Source organism: Pseudomonas sp. SAR267 (assembly GCF_052077595.1).
Lineage (GTDB): Bacteria > Pseudomonadota > Gammaproteobacteria > Pseudomonadales > Pseudomonadaceae > Aquipseudomonas > Aquipseudomonas vlassakiae.
The window spans coordinates 4,951,320-4,972,928 of sequence record NZ_JBQIHU010000001.1; the positions used below are offsets into that span (position 1 = coordinate 4,951,320).

The window sequence follows — 21,609 nt, forward strand, 5'->3', positions numbered from 1 at the left end:
TCCATGGCTAGCATTCCAACCATTTCCTTCGACGCCATCATCATCGGTGGCGGCGGTGCCGGCATGCGCGCAGCGCTGCAGCTGGCCCAGGGCGGTCACAAGACTGCCGTAGTCACCAAGGTCTTCCCGACCCGTTCGCACACTGTATCCGCCCAGGGCGGCATCACCTGCGCCATCGCTTCGGCCGACCCGAACGACGACTGGCGCTGGCACATGTACGATACCGTCAAGGGTTCCGACTACATCGGTGACCAGGACGCTATCGAATACATGTGTCAGGAAGGCCCGGCTGCGGTCTTCGAGCTGGACCACATGGGCCTGCCGTTCTCCCGTACCGAAACCGGCCGCATCTACCAGCGCCCGTTCGGTGGCCAGTCCAAGGACTTCGGTAAAGGTGGCCAGGCCGCCCGTACCTGTGCTGCATCCGACCGTACCGGTCACGCGCTGCTGCACACCCTGTACCAGGGCAACCTCAAGGCCGGCACCACCTTCCTCAACGAGTACTACGCCGTTGACCTGGTGAAGAACCAGGACGGCGCATTCGTGGGTGTGATCGCGATCTGCATCGAAACCGGCGAAACCCTGTACATCAAGTCCAAGGCCACCGTACTGGCCACTGGCGGTGCCGGCCGTATCTACGCCTCCACCACCAACGCCCTGATCAACACCGGTGACGGTATCGGCATGGCCCTGCGTGCAGGCGTACCGGTACAGGACATCGAAATGTGGCAGTTCCACCCGACCGGCATCGCCGGCGCCGGTGTACTGGTCACCGAAGGTTGCCGCGGTGAAGGTGGCTACCTGATCAACGCCCACGGCGAGCGCTTCATGGAGCGTTACGCGCCGAACGCGAAGGACCTGGCCGGCCGCGACGTGGTCGCCCGTTCCATGGTCAAGGAAATCATCGCCGGCAACGGTGTGGGCCCGAACAAGGACCACGTACTGCTGAAGCTGGACCACCTGGGCGAGGAAGTGCTGCACAGCCGCCTGCCAGGCATCTGCGAACTGTCCAAGACCTTCGCCCACGTCGACCCGGTCGTCGCGCCGGTCCCGGTCGTTCCGACCTGCCACTACATGATGGGCGGCGTTGCCACCAACATTCATGGCCAGGCCATCACCATGGACGCCGAAGGCAAGGACCAGATCATTCCAGGCCTGTTCGCCGTAGGTGAAGTGGCGTGCGTATCGGTACACGGTGCCAACCGCCTGGGCGGCAACTCGCTGCTCGACCTGGTGGTGTTCGGCCGTGCCGCCGGCCTGCACCTGGAGAAGTCGCTGAGCGAAGGCGTGGAATACCGCGACGCCAGCGATACCGATATCGATGTGGCCCTGAACCGCCTGAACAAGCTCAACGAGCGTACTTCCGGTGAAGACGTTGCCAGCCTGAAGCGTGAGCTGCAGAGCTGCATGCAGAACTACTTCGGTGTATTCCGTACTGGCGAATACATGCAAAAGGGTATCGAGCAGCTGGCTGGCCTGCGTGAGCGCATCGCCAACGTCAAGATCAACGACAAGTCCCAGGCCTTCAACACCGCGCGTATCGAAGCGCTGGAGCTGCAGAACCTGCTGGAAGTCGCCGAAGCTACCGCCATTGCGGCCGAAGCCCGTAAAGAGTCCCGCGGCGCTCACGCCCGTGAAGACTTCGAAGACCGTGACGACGAAAACTGGCTGTGCCACACCCTGTACTACCCGGGTGAGAAGCGCGTCGCCAAGCGTGGTGTCAACTTTGCGCCGAAGACTGTTCCAGCCTTCGAACCAAAAGTCCGGACTTACTAAGGGTGGCTGCTATGTTGAAAGTCGAAGTTTATCGTTACAACCCGGACACCGACTCGGCGCCCAAGATGGAGTCGTTCGACGTCGATACCGGTGGCAAGGACCTGATGGTGCTGGACGTGCTGGCGCTGATCAAGGAAAAGGACGAGGGCTTCTCGTACCGTCGCTCCTGCCGCGAAGGCGTTTGCGGTTCCGATGGCATGAACATGAACGGCAAGAACGGCCTGGCCTGCATCACCCCGCTGTCGGGCGTGGTCAAGGGCAACAAGCTGGTTCTGCGTCCACTGCCAGGCCTGCCGGTCATTCGTGACCTGGTGGTCGACATGAGCATCTTCTACAAGCAATACGAGAAGGTGAAGCCGTTCCTGCAGAACGATACGCCGGCTCCGGCCATCGAGCGTCTGCAGTCGCCGGAAGACCGTGACAAGCTGGACGGTCTGTACGAGTGCATCCTGTGCGCCTGCTGCTCGACCTCCTGCCCGTCGTTCTGGTGGAACCCGGACAAGTTCCTGGGCCCGGCCGCTCTGCTGCAGGCCTACCGTTTCCTGGCCGACAGCCGTGACACCAAGACCCAGGAGCGCCTGGCGTCCCTGGATGACCCGTTCAGCGTATTCCGCTGCCGCGGGATCATGAACTGCGTCAACGTTTGCCCGAAGGGTCTGAACCCGACCAAGGCAATCGGTCACGTACGTAACATGCTGCTGCAAAGCGGCACCTGATACAAAGCGTTGTAACTGCAGTAAGCCGAGGTGCGGGCGCTGAGCCCGCACTGAGGTAAAACCTGAGCAAGGACCCAAAAAGCCCGCGCTCGATACCTATGAAGATATGAGACCAGCAGGGGCTTTCCGGGCTGGTACCCGGAAAATCAGCAGGATCCAAGTGGCGTGGTTCAGTCGCTTTATTTGGACTTTTCCAGGTTTGCTGTGGCTCTCGCCGATCAGTCCCCTAACCGAGGGTGACCAAGCATGCAAGAAAGCGTGATGCAGCGCATGTGGGATAGCGCCCACCTTTCAGGTGGTAACGCTGCATATGTGGAAGAGCTCTACGAGCTCTACCTGCACGACCCTAACGCTGTGCCAGAAGAGTGGCGCACTTACTTCCAGAAGTTGCCAGCCGACGGCAGCACCGCTACCGATGTATCGCACTCGACGATCCGCGACCATTTCGTACTGCTGGCAAAGAACCAGCGCCGCGCACAACCGGTTTCCGCCGGGAGCGTGAGCACAGAACACGAGAAGAAGCAGGTTGAAGTTCTGCGACTGATCCAGGCCTATCGTATGCGCGGCCATCAGGCTGCCAAGCTCGACCCGTTGGGGTTGTGGCAGCGACCTGCGCCTGTAGACCTGTCGATCAATCACTACGGCTTGACCAATGCCGATCTTGATACGACCTTCCGTGCCGGCGACCTGTTCATCGGCAAAGAGGAGGCGAGCCTACGCGAGATCTTCGAGGCGCTCCAGAAGACATATTGTCGCACCATTGGCGCCGAGTTCACCCACATCGTCGATTCCGAGCAGCGCAGCTGGTTCCAGCAGCGTCTGGAAAGCGTGCGCGGCCGTCCGGAGTTCTCGGTCGACGTGCAGACGCACCTGCTCGAGCGCGTGACCGCCGGTGAAGGTCTCGAAAAGTACCTGGGTACCAAGTATCCGGGCACCAAGCGTTTCGGCCTCGAGGGCGGCGAAAGCCTGATCCCGATGCTGGACGAGATGATCCAGCGCTCCGGCTCCTACGGCACCAAGGAAGTCGTGATCGGCATGGCCCACCGCGGCCGTCTGAACGTTTTGGTCAACACCTTCGGCAAGAACCCGCGCGAGCTGTTCGACGAGTTCGAAGGCAAGAAGATGAACGAGCTGGGCTCCGGTGACGTGAAGTATCACCAGGGCTTCTCCTCCAACGTGATGACCCCGGGTGGCGAAGTGCACCTGGCCATGGCGTTCAACCCGTCCCACCTGGAAATCGTCTCGCCAGTGGTGGAGGGTTCGGTGCGCGCCCGTCAGGACCGTCGCAACGACACCGTGGGTGACAAGGTTCTGCCGATCTCGATCCACGGCGACGCTGCGTTCGCTGGCCAGGGCGTGGTCATGGAAACCTTCCAGATGTCGCAGACCCGCGGTTTCAAGACCGGCGGTACCGTGCACATCGTGATCAACAACCAGGTCGGTTTCACCATCAGCAACCCGCTGGACGCACGTTCCACCGAGTATGCAACCGATGTCGCCAAGATGATTCAGGCGCCGATCCTGCACGTTAACGGTGACGATCCGGAAGCCGTGCTGTTCGTGACCCAGCTGGCTATCGATTACCGCATGCAGTTCAAGCGTGACGTGGTCATCGACCTGGTCTGCTACCGTCGTCGCGGCCACAACGAGGCCGACGAGCCGAACGGCACCCAGCCGCTGATGTACCAGCAGATCTCCAAGCAGCGCACCACCCGTGAGCTGTATGCCGATTCGCTGATCCAGGCCGGTCGCATCGACGCTGAGCGCGCTCAGGCCAAGATCGACGAGTACCGCAACGCCCTGGACAACGGCCTGCACGTGGTGAAGAGCCTGGTCAAGGAGCCGAACCGCGAGCTGTTCGTCGACTGGCGTCCATACCTGGGCCATGCCTGGACTGCACGTCACGATACCCGCTTCGACCTCAAGACCCTGCAGGACCTGTCGGCCAAGCTGCTGGAACTGCCGGAAGGCTTCGTCGTCCAGCGTCAGGTCGCGAAGATCTACGAAGATCGCCAGAAGATGCAGGCCGGCGGCTTGCCGATCAACTGGGGTTATGCAGAGACCATGGCCTACGCCACCCTGCAGTTCGAAGGTCACCCGATCCGCATGACCGGCCAGGACATCGGTCGTGGCACCTTCTCGCACCGTCATGCGGTGCTGCACAACCAGAAGGACGCGAGCACCTACGTACCGCTGAAGAACCTGTTCCCGGGCCAGCCGCGTTTCGAACTGTACGACTCCTTCCTGTCGGAAGAGGCGGTATTGGCGTTCGAATACGGCTACTCGACCACCACGCCGAACGCGCTGGTGATCTGGGAAGCTCAGTTCGGCGACTTCGCCAACGGTGCCCAGGTGGTGATCGACCAGTTCATCACCAGCGGCGAGCACAAGTGGGGCCGCCTGTGCGGTCTGACCATGCTGCTGCCACACGGTTATGAAGGGCAGGGGCCGGAGCACTCCTCCGCGCGTCTGGAGCGTTACCTGCAGCTGTGCGCCGAGCACAACATCCAGGTCTGCGTACCGACCACCCCGGCACAGATCTACCACCTGCTGCGTCGTCAGGTCATCCGTCCGCTGCGCAAGCCGCTGATCGTGCTGACGCCGAAGTCGCTGCTGCGCCACAAGCTGGCCGTCTCGACCCTGGAAGACCTGGCCGAAGGCTCGTTCCAGACCGTGATCCCGGAGATCGACAGCCTCGATCCGGCCAAGGTCGAACGTCTGATCCTGTGCGGCGGCAAGGTGTACTACGACCTGCTGGAAAAACGCCGTGCCGAAGGCCGCGAAGACATCGCGATCCTGCGTCTGGAGCAGCTGTATCCGTTCCCTGAGGACGACCTGGTCGAAATCCTGGCGCAATACACCAACCTCAAGCATGCGGTCTGGTGCCAGGAAGAACCGATGAACCAGGGCGCCTGGTACAGCAGTCAGCACCACATGCGCCGTATCCTGGGCCGCCATAACAAGGCACTGGTCCTGGAATACGCCGGCCGCGACGCTTCCGCCGCGCCAGCCTGTGGTTACGCATCGAAGCACGCCGAGCAGCAAGAAAAACTGCTGCAAGATGCCTTCACTGTTTAATGCCTTCGCGCACCTGAAACCGAATTTAAGGAAACACAGATAATGGCTATCGAGATCAAAGCCCCAACCTTCCCGGAATCGGTTGCCGATGGCACCGTTGCCACCTGGCACAAGCAGCCGGGCGATGCCGTCAAGCGTGACGAGCTGATCGTCGACATCGAGACCGACAAGGTCGTTCTGGAAGTGCTGGCCACCGCCGATGGCGTGCTGGGCGCCATCGTCAAGGGCGAGGGCGACACCGTCCTGTCCGACGAAGTGCTGGGTTCGATCGTTGAAGGTGGTGCTGCTGCCGCTGCCCCAGCAGCTGCTCCGGCCGCCGCTGCCCCGGCTGCCGCTGCTACTGCCGATGCTGGCGAAGATGACCCGATCGCTGCACCTGCCGCACGCAAGCTGGCCGAAGAAAACGCTATCGACCTGGCTACCGTTGCCGGCACCGGCAAAGGCGGGCGCATCACCAAGGAAGACGTTGTCGCCGCCGTCGCCAACAAGAAGTCGGCCCCGGCCCCGGCGGCCAAGCCGGCTGCCGCCGCCGCCGCTGCTGCCCCGGTTGTCGTTGCCGCTGGCGACCGCACCAAGAAGCGCGTGCCGATGACCCGTCTGCGCGCCAAGATCGCCGAGCGTCTGGTCGAAGCCCAGTCGAACATGGCCATGCTGACCACCTTCAACGAAGTCGACATGACCGAAGTCATGGCCCTGCGTTCGAAGTACAAGGACCTGTTCGAGAAGACCCATAACGGCGTACGCCTGGGCTTCATGTCGTTCTTCGTCAAGGCCGCCACCGAAGCCCTGAAGCGCTTCCCGGCGGTCAACGCCTCGATCGACGGCAACGACATCGTCTACCACGGCTTCGCCGACGTCGGCGTTGCCGTGTCGAGCGATCGTGGCCTGGTGGTTCCGGTTCTGCGTAACGCCGAGTCGATGAGCCTGGCTGAAATCGAAAACGGCATCGCCACCTTCGGCAAGAAGGCCCGTGACGGCAAGCTGTCGATCGAAGAGATGACCGGTGGTACCTTCACCATCACCAACGGCGGTACCTTCGGCTCGATGATGTCGACCCCGATCGTCAACCCGCCGCAGGCTGCCATCCTGGGCATGCACAACATCATCCAGCGCCCGATGGCCATCAACGGCCAAGTGGTCATCCGCCCGATGATGTACCTGGCACTGTCCTACGATCACCGCCTGATCGATGGCAAGGAAGCGGTAACCTTCCTGGTCACCATCAAGAACCTGCTGGAAGATCCGTCTCGCCTGCTGCTGGACATCTAACCCTCTGGCTGCGTACCGTGCCGGCCCTGGCTTCGCAAGAAGCCGCGCCGCGCGGTCCGCGGCCTGTAGCTTGTAGCTGATAAGGAATCTTTTATGACCCAGAAATTCGACGTAGTGGTAATCGGTGCAGGTCCTGGCGGCTATGTTGCTGCCATCAAGGCTGCACAACTTGGTCTGAAGACTGCCTGTATCGAGAAGTACACCGACGCCGAGGGCAAGCTGGCCCTGGGCGGCACCTGCCTGAACGTAGGCTGCATTCCGTCCAAGGCGCTGCTGGACAGCTCCTGGAAGTACAAGGAAGCCAAAGAGAGCTTCAACGTCCACGGTATCTCCACTGGTGAAGTGAAGATGGACGTCGCCGCGATGGTGGGTCGCAAGGCCGGCATCGTGAAAAACCTGACCGGTGGCGTCGCCACCCTGTTCAAGGCCAATGGCGTGACCTCGATCCAGGGCCACGGCAAGCTGCTGGCTGGCAAAAAGGTCGAAGTCACCAAAGCTGACGGCACCACTGAAGTCATCGAAGCCGAGAACGTGATTCTGGCTTCCGGCTCGCGTCCGATCGACATTCCGCCGGCTCCGGTCGACCAGAACGTCATCGTCGACTCCACCGGCGCCCTGGAATTCCAGGCCGTACCGAAGCGCCTGGGCGTGATCGGTGCTGGTGTGATCGGCCTGGAGCTGGGCTCGGTATGGGCTCGCCTGGGTGCTGAAGTCACCGTCCTGGAAGCCCTGGACACCTTCCTGATGGCTGCCGACACCGCGGTGTCGAAAGAAGCCCAGAAGACACTGACCAAGCAAGGCCTGGACATCAAGCTGGGCGCTCGCGTCACCGGCTCGAAAGTCAATGGCAACGAAGTCGAGGTGACCTACACCAACGCCGAAGGCGAGCAGAAGATCACCTTCGACAAGCTGATCGTCGCGGTCGGCCGTCGCCCGGTGACCACCGATCTGCTGGCTGCAGACAGCGGCGTGACCATCGATGAGCGTGGCTACATCTATGTCGATGACTACTGCGCTACCAGCGTACCGGGCGTCTACGCCATTGGTGACGTGGTGCGTGGCCTGATGCTGGCCCACAAGGCTTCGGAAGAGGGCATCATGGTCGTCGAGCGCATCAAGGGCCACAAGGCTCAGATGAACTACGACCTGATCCCTTCGGTCATCTACACCCACCCGGAAATCGCCTGGGTCGGCAAGACCGAACAAGCCTTGAAGGCCGAGGGTGTTGAGGTTAACGTAGGCACCTTCCCGTTCGCGGCCAGCGGCCGTGCAATGGCAGCCAACGATACCGGTGGTTTCGTCAAGGTCATCGCTGACGCCAAGACCGACCGCGTCCTGGGTGTTCATGTGATTGGCCCATCGGCTGCCGAACTGGTACAGCAGGGCGCGATCGCAATGGAATTCGGCACCAGTGCCGAGGATCTGGGCATGATGGTCTTCAGCCATCCAACCCTGTCCGAAGCGCTGCATGAAGCAGCGCTGGCAGTGAATGGCGGCGCCATTCACGTGGCCAACCGTAAGAAGCGTTAATTATAAGAAACCACGGCGGGCTGCCCGTCGTGAGTCTTGCGTGCATGACTCACCGCGGAACGTCCGCCGGACCGGACAACACGGGAAAACCCGGGGTCAATGGTCACAGGTGGTGCGGCGCCAGCAATGGCGCAGCGCCGAAGCGCAGTACCTAACGAAGACGGTAAAAAGCATGAATCTTCACGAGTATCAGGGTAAGCAGCTGTTCGCTGAGTACGGCCTGCCAGTTTCCAAGGGTTTCGCAGTCGACACCCCTGAAGCTGCAGCAGAAGCCTGCGACAAGATCGGCGGGAACGAGTGGGTAGTCAAAGCCCAGGTTCACGCAGGTGGTCGCGGCAAGGCGGGCGGCGTCAAGCTGGTTCGCAGCAAGGAAGACGCCAAGGCGTTCGCTGCACAGTGGTTGGGCAAGAATCTGGTTACCTACCAGACTGATGCCAACGGTCAACCCGTCTCCAAGATTCTGGTCGAATCCTGCACTGACATCGCCAAAGAGCTGTACCTGGGCGCTGTAGTGGATCGTTCGAGCCGCCGTATCGTGTTCATGGCTTCCACCGAGGGTGGCGTGGACATCGAGAAAGTGGCGCACGACACGCCTGAGAAGATCCTCAAGGCTACCATCGACCCACTGGTTGGCGCTCAGCCGTTCCAGGGTCGTGAGCTGGCGTTCCAGCTGGGCTTGGAAGGCAAGCAAGTTCAACAGTTCGCCAAGATCTTCGTGGGTCTGGCCAAGCTGTTCAAGGATCACGATCTGGCCCTGCTGGAAGTGAACCCGCTGGTGATCAAGGCCGATGGCGACCTGCACTGCCTCGATGCCAAGATCAACATCGACGCCAACGCCATGTACCGTCAGCCCAAGCTGAAGACTTTCCACGACCCGTCGCAGGACGACGCCCGTGAAGCCCACGCTGCCAAGTTCGAACTGAACTACGTTGCCCTCGAAGGCAACATCGGCTGCATGGTCAACGGTGCCGGCCTGGCCATGGGTACCATGGACATCGTCAACCTGCACGGCGGCAAGCCAGCCAACTTCCTCGACGTGGGCGGCGGCGCTACCAAAGAACGCGTTACCGAAGCGTTCAAGATCATTCTGTCCGACACCAACGTCGCGGCCGTTCTGGTCAACATCTTCGGCGGCATCGTTCGCTGCGACATGATTGCCGAAGGCATCATCGGTGCAGTGAAAGAAGTCGGCGTTAAAGTTCCGGTTGTCGTTCGCCTTGAAGGCAACAACGCCGAACTGGGCGCTAAAGTACTGGCAGAAAGCGGTTTGAACATCATTGCGGCCACCAGCCTGACCGACGCTGCTCAACAAGTTGTCAAAGCTGCGGAGGGCAAGTAATGAGCGTCCTGATCAATAAAGATACCAAAGTCATCTGCCAGGGCTTCACCGGCTCGCAGGGTACTTTCCACTCCGAACAGGCCATCGCCTATGGCACCAAGATGGTCGGCGGCGTTACGCCAGGCAAGGGTGGCACCACCCACCTGGGCCTGCCGGTGTTCAACACCGTCAAGGAAGCCGTGGAAGCTACCGGCGCTGACGCTTCGGTCATCTACGTTCCGGCTCCTTTCTGCAAGGACTCGATCCTGGAAGCAGCCTTCGGCGGCATCAAGCTGATCGTCTGCATCACCGAAGGCATTCCTACCCTGGACATGCTGGATGCCAAGGTCAAGTGCGACGAGCTGGGCGTGACCCTGATCGGCCCTAACTGCCCAGGCGTGATCACTCCGGGCGAGTGCAAGATCGGCATCATGCCAGGCCACATCCACCTGCCAGGCAAGGTCGGTATCGTTTCGCGTTCCGGCACCCTGACCTACGAAGCGGTCAAGCAGACCACCGACGCCGGCTTTGGCCAGTCGACCTGCGTAGGTATTGGTGGCGACCCGATCCCGGGCTCCAACTTCATCGACATCCTGAAGCTGTTCCAGGAAGACCCGAAGACCGAAGCGATCGTCATGATCGGTGAAATCGGCGGTTCGGCTGAAGAAGAAGCGGCAGCCTACATCAAGGCCAACGTCACCAAGCCAGTCGTTTCCTACATCGCCGGTGTTACTGCCCCGGCGGGCAAGCGCATGGGCCACGCTGGCGCCATCATTTCCGGCGGCAAAGGCACTGCGGACGAGAAGTTCGCCGCGCTGCAGGACGCTGGTGTGAAGACCGTGCGTTCCCTGGCTGACATCGGTAAGGCCCTGGCCGAGCTGACCGGCTGGGAAGTCAAGAAGTAATACCTGCTACACCCCCCACGCGCACAGAGGCCACCTTCGGGTGGCCTTTGTCGTTTTTGGGTTTGGATTTTTCCTGTGCCGCCTTCGCGGGTTTACCCGCGAAGAGGCCGGAACAGGCAATAAAGAATTTTCGATGTGTTTGATAGGGATTTTCGTGCGGACGAAAGTTTCAATATGGTGATAATTCCTACTGTCTCCGGTCACACAGACGACAAACATGTACGCACATCGGACAAGCAGCACTGTATCAGTGCGTTTACCGGGTAAAACGGTTAATCTACGCGTTCACTCTGTGCCCGTACCCCACAAGGGAACGACACGCTAAACGGGTCTGGCCTACCAAGCCGGGCAGCATTTCCCCTCATCCAAAGGGAAATCCCCTCTCGAATCCCGATTTCAGCAGTGTGGTACTACCTTAAATGAAAGTTCTCAAAGGCCAGGATATCCTGGCGCTTGGCTTTATGACGTTTGCGCTTTTCGTAGGCGCTGGCAACATCATCTTCCCGCCTATCGTTGGTCTGCAGTCTGGCCCGCACGTTTGGATGGCGGCCCTGGGCTTCCTGGTCACCGCCGTGGGCCTGCCGGTCATCACCGTGGTCGCCCTGGCCAAGGTCGGCGGCGGCATGGATGCCCTGAGCAGCCCGATCGGCAAGTTCTTCGGTGGCCTGCTGGCGGCCGTGTGCTACCTGTCGGTCGGCCCGCTGTTCGCGACGCCGCGAACCGCGACCGTGTCGTTCGAAGTGGGTGTGGCGCCGCTGACCGGTGAAAGCCCGACCGCGCTGTTCATCTATAGCCTGGTGTACTTCGCCGTGGTACTGGCTGTGTCCATGTATCCGGGCAAACTGCTCGACACCGTCGGTCGCTTCCTCGCGCCACTGAAGATCATTGCCCTGGCGGTGCTGGGCATCGCTGCCTTCGCGCTGCCGGCCGGAACCATCGGTGAAGCTCAGCCGGCCTATGCCGCCGCTGCGTTCTCCAAAGGGTTCTCCGATGGCTACCTGACCATGGACACCCTCGGCGCCCTGGTATTCGGTATCGTCATCGTCAATGCCATCCGCTCGCGCGGTGTCGAGTCGCCGAAGTTGATCACCCGGTATGCCATCATCGCCGGCCTGATCGCTGGTGTTGGCCTGGCGCTGGTGTACATCAGCCTGTTCCGCCTGGGTGCCGGCAGCCACGAGATTGCCGCCGGTGCCACCAACGGTGCCGCTGTCCTGCATGCCTATGTGCAGCACACCTTCGGCTCGCTGGGCAGTGGTTTCCTCGCCGTGCTGATCGCGTTGGCATGCCTGGTGACTGCGGTCGGCCTGACCTGTGCCTGTGCCGAGTACTTCAGCCAGGTCCTGCCGCTGTCGTACCGTGCTCTGGTGGTGATCCTGGCAGGCTTCTCGTTGCTGATCTCCAACCTGGGCCTGACCAAGTTGATCATGTTCTCGATCCCGGTCCTGACCGCCATCTATCCGCCCTGCATCGTGGTGGTGGGGCTGAGCTTCGTGAAGGAGCTGTGGCATTCGCCGACCCGCATCCTGGCCCCGGTGATGCTGGTATCGCTGGTGTTCGGTATCGTCGACGCGATCAAGGGCAGCGAGATTGCCCATGTGCTGCCAGACGTTCTGGCGCATTTGCCGCTGAGCGATCAAGGCCTGGCCTGGCTGGTGCCTTCGGTGGTAACCCTGGTTGGCGCAGTGGCCTGCGACCGCCTGCTCGGCAAGCCGCGCGAAGCCTTGGCCTGATGGCATAGGTTGAAGCCTGAGGGCAGCACCGGTCACGAGCCGCAGGGTGCTGGCCATGGGTCGAAACCCGCAAGCCCCGTATCCGTATGGATGCGGGGCTTTTTCGTTTCAGGTTGTGCCTTTTGCCGCTCGTGGGCGTCGAAACCCGGTCACTATCCTTTGTGCACCTGGCCCTCGGGAATCCTGCATGAACTTCATCCAAAGCAATCTACACAACCTCCTGGCCGTCTGCTGGTTCGCCCTCTGCTGGGGCGGCTACACCCGCTATGCCATCTGGAAAGGCCGAGACACTGCCTGCCTGGCCAGCGTGCTGCATCTATACCGGGAAGACTGGATGCGCCGTATGCTGCTGCGCGACAACCGCATCGCCGATGCCAGCGTGATTGGTAACCTGGAGCGCAACGCCTCCTTTTTCGCCTCCAGCACCCTGATCATCCTTGCCGGTATTCTCACCGTGCTAGGTGCTTCGGATCGCGCCCTGTCGCTGCTTGCAGACCTGCCGCTGGTGCAGCAGGCGTCCCAGGGTATGTCGGAAATCAAGCTGCTGTGCCTGGCAATGGTCTTCGTCTACGCCTTCTTTACCTTCAGCTGGTGCATGCGCCAGTACAACTTTGCCGCGGTATTGGTGGGGTCCGCACCAATGATTGGTGAACGCCAGGTCAACGAACTGGAACGCAAGGCGTTTGCCTCGCGTGCGGCGCGGGTGCTTTCGCTGGCGGCCAACCAGTTCAACTTTGGCCTGCGCTCTTATTACTTCGGCATGGCCATGCTCACGTGGTTTATCAGCCCGTGGCTGTTCATGATCGTGAGTGTCGGTGTAGTGCTGATTCTGTATCGCCGAGAATTCCATTCCGACGTATTGGACGTCATGGTGTTCACCCCCACCGAAAGTGTTCAGACAGAGGTGCTCAGTACCAGGACTGAAACGATTAACTCGTAAGTTGCAGGTACAAAAAAACCCGACAATGTCGGGTTTTTTTGTACCTGTCGTTTACTGCTTGGCAGGTTCGGCAGGCGCGGTGGCCGGTGCCGGAGTAGTCGGGGCAGCCTCTTCGGCGGCCTTCTGCTCGGCTTCGGCCTGATCTTTGGCGGCTTCGGCGTTTTCCTTGGCAGCGTCGTTCATCTTATCCTGAGCATCACCCATCTTTTCCTGGGCTTGTTCACGGTGTTCTTGTGCGTCCTGGGCTTTGTCTTCGCTCGCTTTATCGCAAGCAGCCAGGCCCATGGCAGCAGCCAGCATCAGAGCAAAAGCAAAAGGTTTACGCATGGGGGTGTTTCCTCTTGGTGAATAACTGAGTTGTTCCTTCGAGTTCGGCGGTGTGGAATAAGTTCCACGTTTTTTACAGATATATAACGCCGTGTTCTATATGGACTTTTTACTGTTTTTGTGCCGTAACGGCAGCGATCCTGGGAGCTGCATATGAACGAATCAAGCTTGCAGGCCATGGCTGAACGCTTTCTTTCAGCATTGAAGCATTGCCAGTTGTTACAGATGAGTGTGGCCCATGCCGACCGCGACGGCATGACCCTGATGCTGCCTTGGTCAGCGTCGATTGTCGGCAACCCGCAGACCGGCGCGGTGCATGGCGGCGCCCTGACCACGCTGATGGACACCACCTGCGGCATGGCCACGCTGTGCGTGCTACCGCGCTTCGAGGTGTGCCCGACCCTCGACCTGCGCATCGACTACATGCACCCGGCCGAAGCGGGTAAGCCCATTTATGGACATGCACAATGCTACCGGGTCACCCGCGATGTGATCTTCACCCGCGGTAGCGCCTACCAGGACGACCCGGATCAGCCGATCTGCCAAGTGGTCGGCACCTTCATGCGCCTGGGCCAGCAGATCAGAGGCGGCATCGGTTTCGGCAACAACCTGAAGGAGGGCGGGGCATGATTCCTGAGAGCATTCGTCAGCAGTTGAATGCGGCCCACGCTGTCGGTGATTACCGCCCGTTACTGGCCTTGATCCCTTATGCAGGCCTGATTGGCATCGAGTGCGAGCGCGAAGGCGATGACCTGCTGTTTCGCCTGCCGGCCAACCAGGACAACATCGGCAACCCCTTGCTGCCGGCCATCCATGGCGGCGTGATCGCCGGGTTCATGGAATTGTCCGCAGCGCTCTACCTACTGATCTACAGCGAAAGCGCGAGCATTCCGAAGATCATCGATTTTTCCATCGACTACCTGCGCGCCGGTCACTTGCGCGACACCTACGCCCAGTGCCAGCTCTGGCGTCAGGGGCGGCGGGTCACCAACGTCGCCATCACTGCCTGGCAGGCTGACCGCCAGTCACCGATCGCCACCGCCCGCGCGCACTTCAAGATCGAACCGGAAAAGCCCTTGAAATCGCCTGGGCAGCCCCCATCTGCATGACATCCGCCGTAAACGTTGGCCATATCGGCCGCGGGGCGCCACTGCCATCAGATCGGAGTTTTGAAGACCATGAGTGTGGAGACTCAAAAAGAAACGCTGGGCTTCCAGACCGAGGTAAAGCAGCTGCTGCACCTCATGATCCATTCGCTGTACTCGAACAAGGAGATCTTCCTGCGTGAGCTGATCTCCAACGCCTCCGACGCCGCCGACAAGCTGCGCTTCGAGGCCCTGGCCAAGCCAGAGCTGCTCGAGAACGATGCCGACCTGAAGATCCGCCTGAGCTTCGACAAGGACGCCGGTACCGTGACCCTCGAGGACAACGGCATCGGTATGAGCCGCGAGGATGTCATCGCCCACCTGGGTACCATTGCCAAGTCCGGCACCGCCGACTTCATGAAGAACCTCACCGGGGACCAGAAGAAGGACTCGCACCTGATCGGTCAGTTCGGTGTCGGCTTCTACTCGGCCTTCATCGTTGCCGACAAGGTCGATGTATATAGCCGCCGCGCTGGCCTGCCAGCCGCTGAAGGCGTGCACTGGTCGTCGAAGGGCGAAGGTGAATTCGAAGTTGCCACCATCGACAAGCCGCAGCGCGGCACGCGTATCGTCCTGCACCTGAAGAAGGGCGAGCTGGAGTTCGCCGATGGCTGGCGCCTGCGCAATGTGGTCAAGAAGTACTCCGACCATATTGCCCTGCCGATCGAACTGCCCAAGGAGCAGGCTCAAGCCGCTGAAGGCGAAGAAAAGCCAGCGCAGGAATGGGAAACCGTCAACCGCGCCAGCGCCCTGTGGACCCGTTCGCGCTCCGAGGTGAAGGACGAGGAATACCAGGAGTTCTACAAGCACATCGGCCATGACTTCGAGAACCCGCTGGCCTGGAGCCACAACAAGGTCGAAGGCAAGCTTGAGTACAACTCGCTGCTGTACGTGCCGGCCCGTGCGCCGTTCGACCTGTACCAGCGCGAAGCGCCACGTGGCCTGAAGCTGTACGTCCAGCGCGTGTTCATCATGGACCAGGCCGAGTCGTTCCTGCCGCTGTACCTGCGCTTCATCAAGGGTGTGGTGGATTCCAACGACCTGTCGCTGAACGTGTCCCGCGAGATCTTGCAGAAAGACCCGATCATCGACTCGATGAAAACCGCGCTGACCAAGCGCGTGCTTGACATGCTGGAGAAGTTGGCCAAGAACGAGCCTGAGCAGTACAAGAGCTTCTGGAAGAACTTCGGCCAGGTGCTGAAGGAAGGCCCGGCTGAAGACTTCGCCAACAAGGAAAAGATCGCCGGCCTGCTGCGTTTTGCCTCCACCCAGGACGACAGCGGCGAGCAGAGCGTTGCCCTGGCCGATTATCTGGCACGCGCCAAGGAAGGTCAGGACAAGATCTACTACCTCACCGGCGAATCCTACGCTCAGGTCAAGAACAGCCCTCACCTGGAAGTCTTCCGCAAGAAAGGCATCGAGGTCCTGCTGCTGACCGACCGTATCGACGAGTGGCTGATGAGCTACCTCAACGAGTTCGATGGCAAAGCATTCGTCGACGTCGCCCGTGGCGATCTCGACCTGGGCAAGCTGGACTCGGAAGAGGACAAGAAGGCCCAGGAAGAAGTGGCCAAGGACAAGGAGGGCCTGGTCGAGCGTCTGAAAGGTGCCTTGGGTGACAGCGTCGCCGAAGTGCGCGTCTCGCACCGCCTGACTGACTCGCCGGCGATCCTTGCCATTGGCGAACAGGACCTGGGCCTGCAAATGCGCCAGATTCTCGAAGCCAGCGGCCAGAAGGTGCCGGAATCGAAGCCGATCTTCGAATTCAACCCGACTCATCCGCTGATCGAGAAGCTGGACAACGAGCAGAGCGAAGACCGCTTTGCCGAACTGTCGCACATCCTCTTCGATCAGGCCGCGCTGGCGGCCGGTGACAGCCTGAAGGATCCGGCAGCTTACGTTCGTCGCCTGAACAAGCTACTGGTCGAGCTGTCTGCTTGAGTTGATGCACAGGAAAGCCCGCTTCGGCGGGCTTTTTTATAGTCAGTGCCTAAGGAGTGCTTGATGAGCAAGGTAATCGTCGAATCACTGGTCTATCACCTGTCCGGCAAGACCTATGAAAGCCGCCTGGTCTACGAGCCAGGTGCACGGGGTCGCCCGGGCCTGGTGATGGCGCCGAACTGGATGGGCATCGGCGAAGGCGCGGAACGTATCGCCAAGGAAGTGGCCGAGAAGGGTTATGTGGTGCTGATTGCCGACCTGTATGGGCAGTCGGTCCGGCCGTCCAATGCCGATGAGGCAGGGGCGGCGATGATGCCGCTGAAGAATGACCGTGGCGAGCTGCGCAAGCGCATGCAGGAAGCCCTGGCGCAACTGCTGGGCCAATCCAAGGCCCTGCTGGAGCCGGGCAAGGTGGCCACCTTCGGCTTCTGCTTCGGTGGCTGCTGTGCCCTGGAGCTGGCCCGTACCGGGGCCGACCTGAAAGCGGCGGTGTCGTTCCATGGCACACTGGACACCCCGAACCCGGAAGATGCCAAGCGTATCAAGGGTTCGGTGCTGGTACTGCACGGTGCTTCCGACCCGCTGGTGCCGAAGGAGCAACTGCCGGCGTTCGAAGACGAAATGAACGCCGCGAAGGTGGACTGGCAGCTGCTGAGCTACGGCGGCGCGGTGCATTCGTTCACCGATCCGAACGCCAATGTCCCGGGCAAGATGCAGTACGACCGTCGCACTTCGGAGCGGGCGTTCCGCTCGATGCACAACCTGCTCAGCGAAGTGTTCCAGCGCTGATACTGCAGGGGGCCGCTATGCGGCCCTTTCGCGACACAAGGCCGCTACTACAGAATTGCGCAGTCCCCCTGTAGGAGCGGCCTTGTGTCGCGAAAGGGCTGCAAAGCAGCCCCAGATTATCGCGGCAACTCGATTCTTGAAGTTTCCCCAGGCACCGTCGGCCAATCCCCGACAGCCCATTTGGCCCTGGCCCGCTCGATCAGCTCCCCATCACTGGCCACAAAATTCCAGTTCATCCGCCGTGGCCCATCCAACCGCTCCCCGCCAATCAGCACCAGCTGGCATTCCTCCTCGGCATACAACGTCACCTCTTCGCCCTCCGGCAGCACGACCAGGCTACAGGCCTCGACCTGTTCACCGTCCATGAACAGCTCGCCGTCGAGCAGATACAGCGCACGTTGTGCATGTTCGTCAGGCACCACCAGCGTGGTAGCCGGCTGCATCTGCACATGCGCATAAAGGGTAGGGGAGAGGACCGGCACTGGTGATTTCAGGCAGAACCCGCTGCCGGCAATCATGCAGATGCGCACGCCCAGGTTGTCGCTGACCGGCAGGCTCGCCGCCGGATGGTGGCTGTAGCTCGGCTCGCCCTGTTCCAGCGCCTTTGGCGCGGCCAGCCACACCTGCAGCCCGTGCAAGCGTGAGCCATGGGCCAGGGCGTCCGCAGGCGTGCGCTCGACATGCGCCACCCCTTTGCCGGCGGTCATCCAGCTTACGTCTCCAGGCAGCACGCGCTGCTCCGAGCCCAGGCTGTCCTTGTGCAGGATCGCGCCTTCGAACAGGTAGGTGAGGGTAGAAAGGCCAATATGCGGGTGCTGGCGGATATCCATGCCATGGCCCGGCGCATAGTCGGTTTCGAGCATATGGTCGAAGAACACGAAGGGGCCGACGCTGCGGCATTGGGCCGAGGGCAGCGGGCGCAGGATCGGCTGGCCCTCGACCGATTCGGCGCGTGGGCGGATGATCAGGGGGCTGCTCATGGCGGGCTCCGGGCGAGGTGGAATTGCCCCAAGCATAGCGGTTTGCCGAGCAATGCTGAACCGTTGCGCTGGCTATCCGGTCTACCCTGCTGATGCCCGGATAAGGAGGTTGCCCATGATTGCCAGAGCGCTGGCCTGCATGCTGTTGTCAGGCTGGCTGTGCCAGGCGGCCCAGGCCCGTGAATATCGCTACAGCGATGCCCATCTGCACTATGTGGACTTCTTCCAGGAGACCGAGGGCATGTCGGCGCTGATCAAGGCCATGGATGATGCCGGTGTCGAGCATTCGATGATATCCGGCATTCCGGTGGCCAAGAAATGGCACGAAGATGAGCCAAAGCGACCACGCTATTACGCGGGCGACGACGCCGATGCTTATTGGTACAGCGCGACCGATACCTATGTGGCTGCGGCGCTGGAAAAACTACCGGTCGAACAGCGAAAGCGTTTCCATCCGTTTCTGACCGGTTTCAACCCGGTGGACAAGAATGCCGTCAGCCATATCGAGCGCATGCTCGAACTGAACCCGGGGTTGTGGCAGGGGATCGGTGAGGTGTTCACCCGGCATGACGACCTGACCGCGCTGACCAGTGGCGATACACCGCGCGCCAACAATGAAGCGATGACCCGTATCTATCACCTGGCGGCCGAACGCGATATGCCGGTGTTGCTGCATTCGAACATCACCTCCAAGCGCGAGCGCAATCCGCTGTACCTGGCCGAACTCGAAGAGCCCTTGCGTAATCATCCGCATACCCGCTTCATCTGGGCGCATGCGGGTAGCAGTGCGGAGATCCATCGGCATCAGACCCGGATGGACTTTCTCTTGCCTGTGTTGACGCGATTGCTGGCGGACTATGCGAATTTGTATGTGGACTTGTCGTGGAGTGTGCTGGAACCCTATCTGCTGGACGAGCAGGGCGTACCGCGCCAGGAGTGGGTGGCGCTGGTCGAGCGCTATCCGGACCGGTTCATGCTGGGGTCGGATGTGGTGGGGCGGTTTGGCAGCCTTGGCGAGCAGATGCATGGCTTCAGGCCGTTCCTGGATGCGTTGCCTGAAGACGTGGCCAGCAAGGTGGCTCGGGATAACTTCCTGGCGGTATTGCCCAAGGGGAAGCAGTAGTTGCCTGTACGGCCCTCATCGCCGGTGAACCCGCTCCCACAGGGGGCGCGCAAGCCTTGGCAGCTGCGAAATTGCTGCCCGCGAAGACTACTCAAATGAAAACGCCCCGAACCAGTCGGGGCGTTTAACGTGTTGCAGGACCGTCTTACTTGCCTTCCCAGCGCTTGAGCACCAGGGTGGCGTTGGTGCCACCGAAGCCGAAGCTGTTGCTCATCACGGTGGTGAGCTTGGCGTCTTCGGTCTTGCGCACGATCGGCAGGTCCGCGACTTCAGGGTCCAGCTCGTCGATGTTGGCGGAGCCGGCGATGAAGTTGTTTTCCATCATCAGCAGGCAGTAGATCGCCTCGTGTACGCCTGCGGCACCCAGCGAGTGGCCCGACAGGCTCTTGGTCGAGCTGATCTTCGGCGCCTTGTCGCCGAACACTTCACGAACACCCTTCATTTCTGCCACGTCACCGACCGGGGTCGAGGTGCCGTGGGTGTTCAGGTAGTCGATCGGGGTGTCGACGGTGGACAGCGCCTGCTGCATGCAGCGGATGGCGCCTTCGCCGCTTGGTGCAACCATGTCGTAGCCGTCGGAAGTGGCGCCATAGCCGACGATTTCCGCGTAGATCTTGGCGCCACGGGCCAGGGCGTGCTCCAGTTCCTCGACCACTACCATGCCGCCGCCGCCAGCGATGACGAAGCCGTCACGGTCGGCGTCGTAGGCGCGCGATGCCAGTTCCGGGGTTTCGTTGCGTTTGGTCGACAGGGCGCCCATGGCATCGAACAGGAACGACTGGCTCCAGTGCTCTTCTTCACCGCCGCCGGCGAAGACGATGTCCTGCTTGCCCCACTGGATCTGCTCCAGGGCGGTGCCGATGCAGTGTGCGGAAGTGGCACAGGCCGACGAGATCGAGTAGTTGATACCCTTGATCTTGAACGGGGTCGCAAGGCACGCCGAAACGGTGCTGCCCATGGTCCGGGTGACGCGATACGGACCGACACGCTTGACGCCTTTTTCGCGCAGGGTATCCAGCGCTTCCATCTGGTTCAGGGTCGAGGCGCCGCCCGAGCCGGCTACCAGGCCGGTACGCGGGTTGGAAATCTGCTCTTCGGTCAGGCCGGCGTCCTTGATCGCGTCCTGCATCGCCAGGTAGGCGTAGGCAGCGGCGTGGCCGACGAAGCGGTAGACCTTGCGGTCGATCAGTTCTTCGAGGTTGAGGTCGATGGAACCGGAAACCTGGCTACGCAGCCCCATTTCCTTGTATTCCGGGTTGTAACGGATACCCGGACGGCTGTTGCGCAGGTTTTCGGTGACGGTAGCTTTGTCATTGCCCAGGCACGATACGATGCCCAGACCAGTGATAACGACGCGGCGCATGCGAATAACCCTTAGAAATTGTCAGTGGAGGTGAACACGCCGACCCGCAGGGCCTCGGCGGTGTAGATCTCGCGGCCATCGACGCTGACCGAACCATCGGCGATGGCCATGTTCAGCTTGCCCTTCAGGACGCGCTTGATGTGGATGTTGTAGGTGACTTTCTTGGCGGCAGGCAGCACCTGGCCGAAGAACTTCACTTCGCCCGAACCCAGCGCACGGCCACGGCCCGGCAGGCCCTGCCAGCCGAGGAAGAAACCGACCAGCTGCCACATGGCGTCAAGGCCCAGGCAGCCCGGCATCACCGGGTCGCCTTCGAAGTGGCAGGCGAAGAACCACAGGTCCGGGTTGATATCCAGCTCGGCGACCAATTCACCTTTGCCGTACTTGCCGCCTTCTTCGCTGATGTGGGTGATGCGATCGACCATCAGCATGTTCGGCGCGGGCAGTTGCGCATTACCTGGGCCGAACAGCTCACCGCGACTGCAGCGCAGCAGGTCTTCCCGAGTAAAGGCGTGTTGTTTGGTCATGCGAGCTCCTCAATAACCCCCTGTGGCAGGGGATGAATCTTCCCGGCCGACCCTTCTGCTTCTGGGACGGCAGCCTACAGGTAGACTATTGCGTTGTGGTGAAAGTCACAGCGCACCTGGTGAAAGAAGTACAGGTGTGCACTGAAACG

18 protein-coding genes are annotated in these 21,609 nt (G+C 61.0%); 14 read left to right on the plus strand and 4 right to left on the minus strand.

All coding sequences use genetic code 11. The features are described 5' to 3' along the window. The first annotated feature begins 3 nt into the window (after window positions 1-3). The 9 genes from sdhA to ACTORR_RS23205 all read left to right on the plus strand — a co-directional run bounded on the left by sdhA (window position 4) and on the right by ACTORR_RS23205 (window position 13,265). Window positions 4-1,776, plus strand: coding sequence for a succinate dehydrogenase flavoprotein subunit (sdhA, locus tag ACTORR_RS23165; RefSeq protein ID WP_099814143.1), 1,773 nt, complete (start codon window positions 4-6; stop codon window positions 1,774-1,776). A gap of 11 nt (window positions 1,777-1,787) precedes the next feature. Continuing rightward, the gene (locus tag ACTORR_RS23170) at window positions 1,788-2,492 is read left to right on the plus strand and encodes a succinate dehydrogenase iron-sulfur subunit (RefSeq protein ID WP_012315348.1); all 705 of its coding nucleotides are present in this window, start codon (window positions 1,788-1,790) and stop codon (window positions 2,490-2,492) included. Window positions 2,493-2,738: 246 nt separating this feature from the next. After that, the gene (locus ACTORR_RS23175; protein WP_054884057.1) at window positions 2,739-5,570 is read left to right on the plus strand and encodes a 2-oxoglutarate dehydrogenase E1 component; all 2,832 of its coding nucleotides are present in this window, start codon (window positions 2,739-2,741) and stop codon (window positions 5,568-5,570) included. A 42-nt stretch (window positions 5,571-5,612) separates the two neighbouring features. After that, a complete protein-coding gene (gene odhB, locus ACTORR_RS23180; protein WP_441343911.1) occupies window positions 5,613-6,839 on the plus strand; it encodes a 2-oxoglutarate dehydrogenase complex dihydrolipoyllysine-residue succinyltransferase in 1,227 nt (408 codons plus the stop codon). Window positions 6,840-6,932: 93 nt separating this feature from the next. Next, entirely contained in the window at window positions 6,933-8,369 is a 1,437-nt protein-coding gene (gene lpdA, locus ACTORR_RS23185; RefSeq protein WP_054884055.1) for a dihydrolipoyl dehydrogenase, read from the plus strand. Window positions 8,370-8,541: 172 nt separating this feature from the next. Continuing rightward, entirely contained in the window at window positions 8,542-9,708 is a 1,167-nt protein-coding gene (gene sucC / locus ACTORR_RS23190; protein ID WP_054884054.1) for an ADP-forming succinate--CoA ligase subunit beta, read from the plus strand. Then, window positions 9,708-10,592, plus strand: a complete 885-nt coding sequence (sucD, locus tag ACTORR_RS23195; RefSeq protein ID WP_004376004.1) for a succinate--CoA ligase subunit alpha — start codon at window positions 9,708-9,710, stop codon at window positions 10,590-10,592. Before sucC ends, sucD begins: the two co-directional genes overlap by 1 nt. 419 nt (window positions 10,593-11,011) lie before the next feature. Continuing rightward, window positions 11,012-12,325 carry a branched-chain amino acid transport system II carrier protein gene (gene brnQ / locus ACTORR_RS23200; protein WP_054884053.1) on the plus strand — a complete coding sequence of 438 codons (1,314 nt, stop codon included), beginning with the start codon at window positions 11,012-11,014 and terminating at the stop codon, window positions 12,323-12,325. Between the two features lie 187 nt (window positions 12,326-12,512). Continuing rightward, window positions 12,513-13,265, plus strand: coding sequence for a DUF599 domain-containing protein (locus tag ACTORR_RS23205; RefSeq protein ID WP_054884052.1), 753 nt, complete (start codon window positions 12,513-12,515; stop codon window positions 13,263-13,265). 51 nt (window positions 13,266-13,316) lie between these two features. On the opposite strand, the gene ACTORR_RS23210 is transcribed toward ACTORR_RS23205, so the two are convergent. Then, on the minus strand, window positions 13,317-13,592 hold the full coding sequence (locus ACTORR_RS23210) for a hypothetical protein (protein WP_054884051.1): 276 nt from the start codon (window positions 13,590-13,592) through the stop codon (window positions 13,317-13,319). A 153-nt stretch (window positions 13,593-13,745) separates the two neighbouring features. Between ACTORR_RS23210 and ACTORR_RS23215 the strand changes: the two genes are divergently transcribed. From ACTORR_RS23215 to ACTORR_RS23230, 4 genes are all read left to right on the plus strand, one after another. After that, on the plus strand, window positions 13,746-14,222 hold the full coding sequence (locus ACTORR_RS23215; RefSeq protein ID WP_054884050.1) for a PaaI family thioesterase: 477 nt from the start codon (window positions 13,746-13,748) through the stop codon (window positions 14,220-14,222). Beyond that, entirely contained in the window at window positions 14,219-14,701 is a 483-nt protein-coding gene (locus tag ACTORR_RS23220) for a PaaI family thioesterase (RefSeq protein ID WP_054884049.1), read from the plus strand. The genes ACTORR_RS23215 and ACTORR_RS23220 overlap by 4 nt, the downstream gene beginning before the upstream one ends. 69 nt (window positions 14,702-14,770) lie before the next feature. Next, complete coding sequence (gene htpG / locus ACTORR_RS23225; RefSeq protein WP_054884048.1) at window positions 14,771-16,678, plus strand: molecular chaperone HtpG; 1,908 nt, start codon at window positions 14,771-14,773, stop codon at window positions 16,676-16,678. Between the two features lie 63 nt (window positions 16,679-16,741). After that, window positions 16,742-17,467: a dienelactone hydrolase family protein gene (locus ACTORR_RS23230; RefSeq protein ID WP_054884047.1), complete on the plus strand. Its 726-nt coding sequence runs from the start codon at window positions 16,742-16,744 to the stop codon at window positions 17,465-17,467. Window positions 17,468-17,583: 116 nt separating this feature from the next. Here the strand turns inward: ACTORR_RS23230 and ACTORR_RS23235 are convergent, their stop codons facing one another. Then, window positions 17,584-18,447, minus strand: coding sequence for a pirin family protein (locus ACTORR_RS23235; RefSeq protein ID WP_313365165.1), 864 nt, complete (start codon window positions 18,445-18,447; stop codon window positions 17,584-17,586). 115 nt (window positions 18,448-18,562) lie between these two features. Here ACTORR_RS23235 and ACTORR_RS23240 point away from each other — a divergent pair, with 115 nt between their 5' ends. Then, window positions 18,563-19,570: an amidohydrolase family protein gene (locus ACTORR_RS23240; protein WP_054884045.1), complete on the plus strand. Its 1,008-nt coding sequence runs from the start codon at window positions 18,563-18,565 to the stop codon at window positions 19,568-19,570. A gap of 145 nt (window positions 19,571-19,715) precedes the next feature. Here the strand turns inward: ACTORR_RS23240 and fabB are convergent, their stop codons facing one another. Together fabB and fabA are read right to left on the minus strand one after the other, a co-directional pair. Further along, complete coding sequence (gene fabB, locus ACTORR_RS23245; protein WP_054884044.1) at window positions 19,716-20,933, minus strand: beta-ketoacyl-ACP synthase I; 1,218 nt, start codon at window positions 20,931-20,933, stop codon at window positions 19,716-19,718. 11 nt (window positions 20,934-20,944) lie between these two features. Next, the gene (gene fabA, locus ACTORR_RS23250; protein ID WP_054884043.1) at window positions 20,945-21,460 is read right to left on the minus strand and encodes a 3-hydroxyacyl-[acyl-carrier-protein] dehydratase FabA; all 516 of its coding nucleotides are present in this window, start codon (window positions 21,458-21,460) and stop codon (window positions 20,945-20,947) included. Between the last annotated feature and the right edge of the window lie 149 nt (window positions 21,461-21,609).

Excerpts from the sequence above, each read along its gene's own strand:
- sdhA (WP_099814143.1), top strand. The coding sequence starts at position 4 with ATGGCTAGCATTCCAACCATTTCCTTCGACGCCATCATCATCGGTGGC.
- ACTORR_RS23170 (WP_012315348.1), top strand. The coding sequence starts at position 1,788 with ATGTTGAAAGTCGAAGTTTATCGTTACAACCCGGACACCGACTCGGCG.
- ACTORR_RS23175 (WP_054884057.1), top strand. The coding sequence starts at position 2,739 with ATGCAAGAAAGCGTGATGCAGCGCATGTGGGATAGCGCCCACCTTTCA.
- odhB (WP_441343911.1), top strand. The coding sequence starts at position 5,613 with ATGGCTATCGAGATCAAAGCCCCAACCTTCCCGGAATCGGTTGCCGAT.
- lpdA (WP_054884055.1), top strand. The coding sequence starts at position 6,933 with ATGACCCAGAAATTCGACGTAGTGGTAATCGGTGCAGGTCCTGGCGGC.
- sucC (WP_054884054.1), top strand. The coding sequence starts at position 8,542 with ATGAATCTTCACGAGTATCAGGGTAAGCAGCTGTTCGCTGAGTACGGC.
- sucD (WP_004376004.1), top strand. The coding sequence starts at position 9,708 with ATGAGCGTCCTGATCAATAAAGATACCAAAGTCATCTGCCAGGGCTTC.
- brnQ (WP_054884053.1), top strand. The coding sequence starts at position 11,012 with ATGAAAGTTCTCAAAGGCCAGGATATCCTGGCGCTTGGCTTTATGACG.
- ACTORR_RS23205 (WP_054884052.1), top strand. The coding sequence starts at position 12,513 with ATGAACTTCATCCAAAGCAATCTACACAACCTCCTGGCCGTCTGCTGG.
- ACTORR_RS23210 (WP_054884051.1), bottom strand. The coding sequence starts at position 13,592 with ATGCGTAAACCTTTTGCTTTTGCTCTGATGCTGGCTGCTGCCATGGGC.
- ACTORR_RS23215 (WP_054884050.1), top strand. The coding sequence starts at position 13,746 with ATGAACGAATCAAGCTTGCAGGCCATGGCTGAACGCTTTCTTTCAGCA.
- ACTORR_RS23220 (WP_054884049.1), top strand. The coding sequence starts at position 14,219 with ATGATTCCTGAGAGCATTCGTCAGCAGTTGAATGCGGCCCACGCTGTC.
- htpG (WP_054884048.1), top strand. The coding sequence starts at position 14,771 with ATGAGTGTGGAGACTCAAAAAGAAACGCTGGGCTTCCAGACCGAGGTA.
- ACTORR_RS23230 (WP_054884047.1), top strand. The coding sequence starts at position 16,742 with ATGAGCAAGGTAATCGTCGAATCACTGGTCTATCACCTGTCCGGCAAG.
- ACTORR_RS23235 (WP_313365165.1), bottom strand. The coding sequence starts at position 18,447 with ATGAGCAGCCCCCTGATCATCCGCCCACGCGCCGAATCGGTCGAGGGC.
- ACTORR_RS23240 (WP_054884045.1), top strand. The coding sequence starts at position 18,563 with ATGATTGCCAGAGCGCTGGCCTGCATGCTGTTGTCAGGCTGGCTGTGC.
- fabB (WP_054884044.1), bottom strand. The coding sequence starts at position 20,933 with ATGCGCCGCGTCGTTATCACTGGTCTGGGCATCGTATCGTGCCTGGGC.
- fabA (WP_054884043.1), bottom strand. The coding sequence starts at position 21,460 with ATGACCAAACAACACGCCTTTACTCGGGAAGACCTGCTGCGCTGCAGT.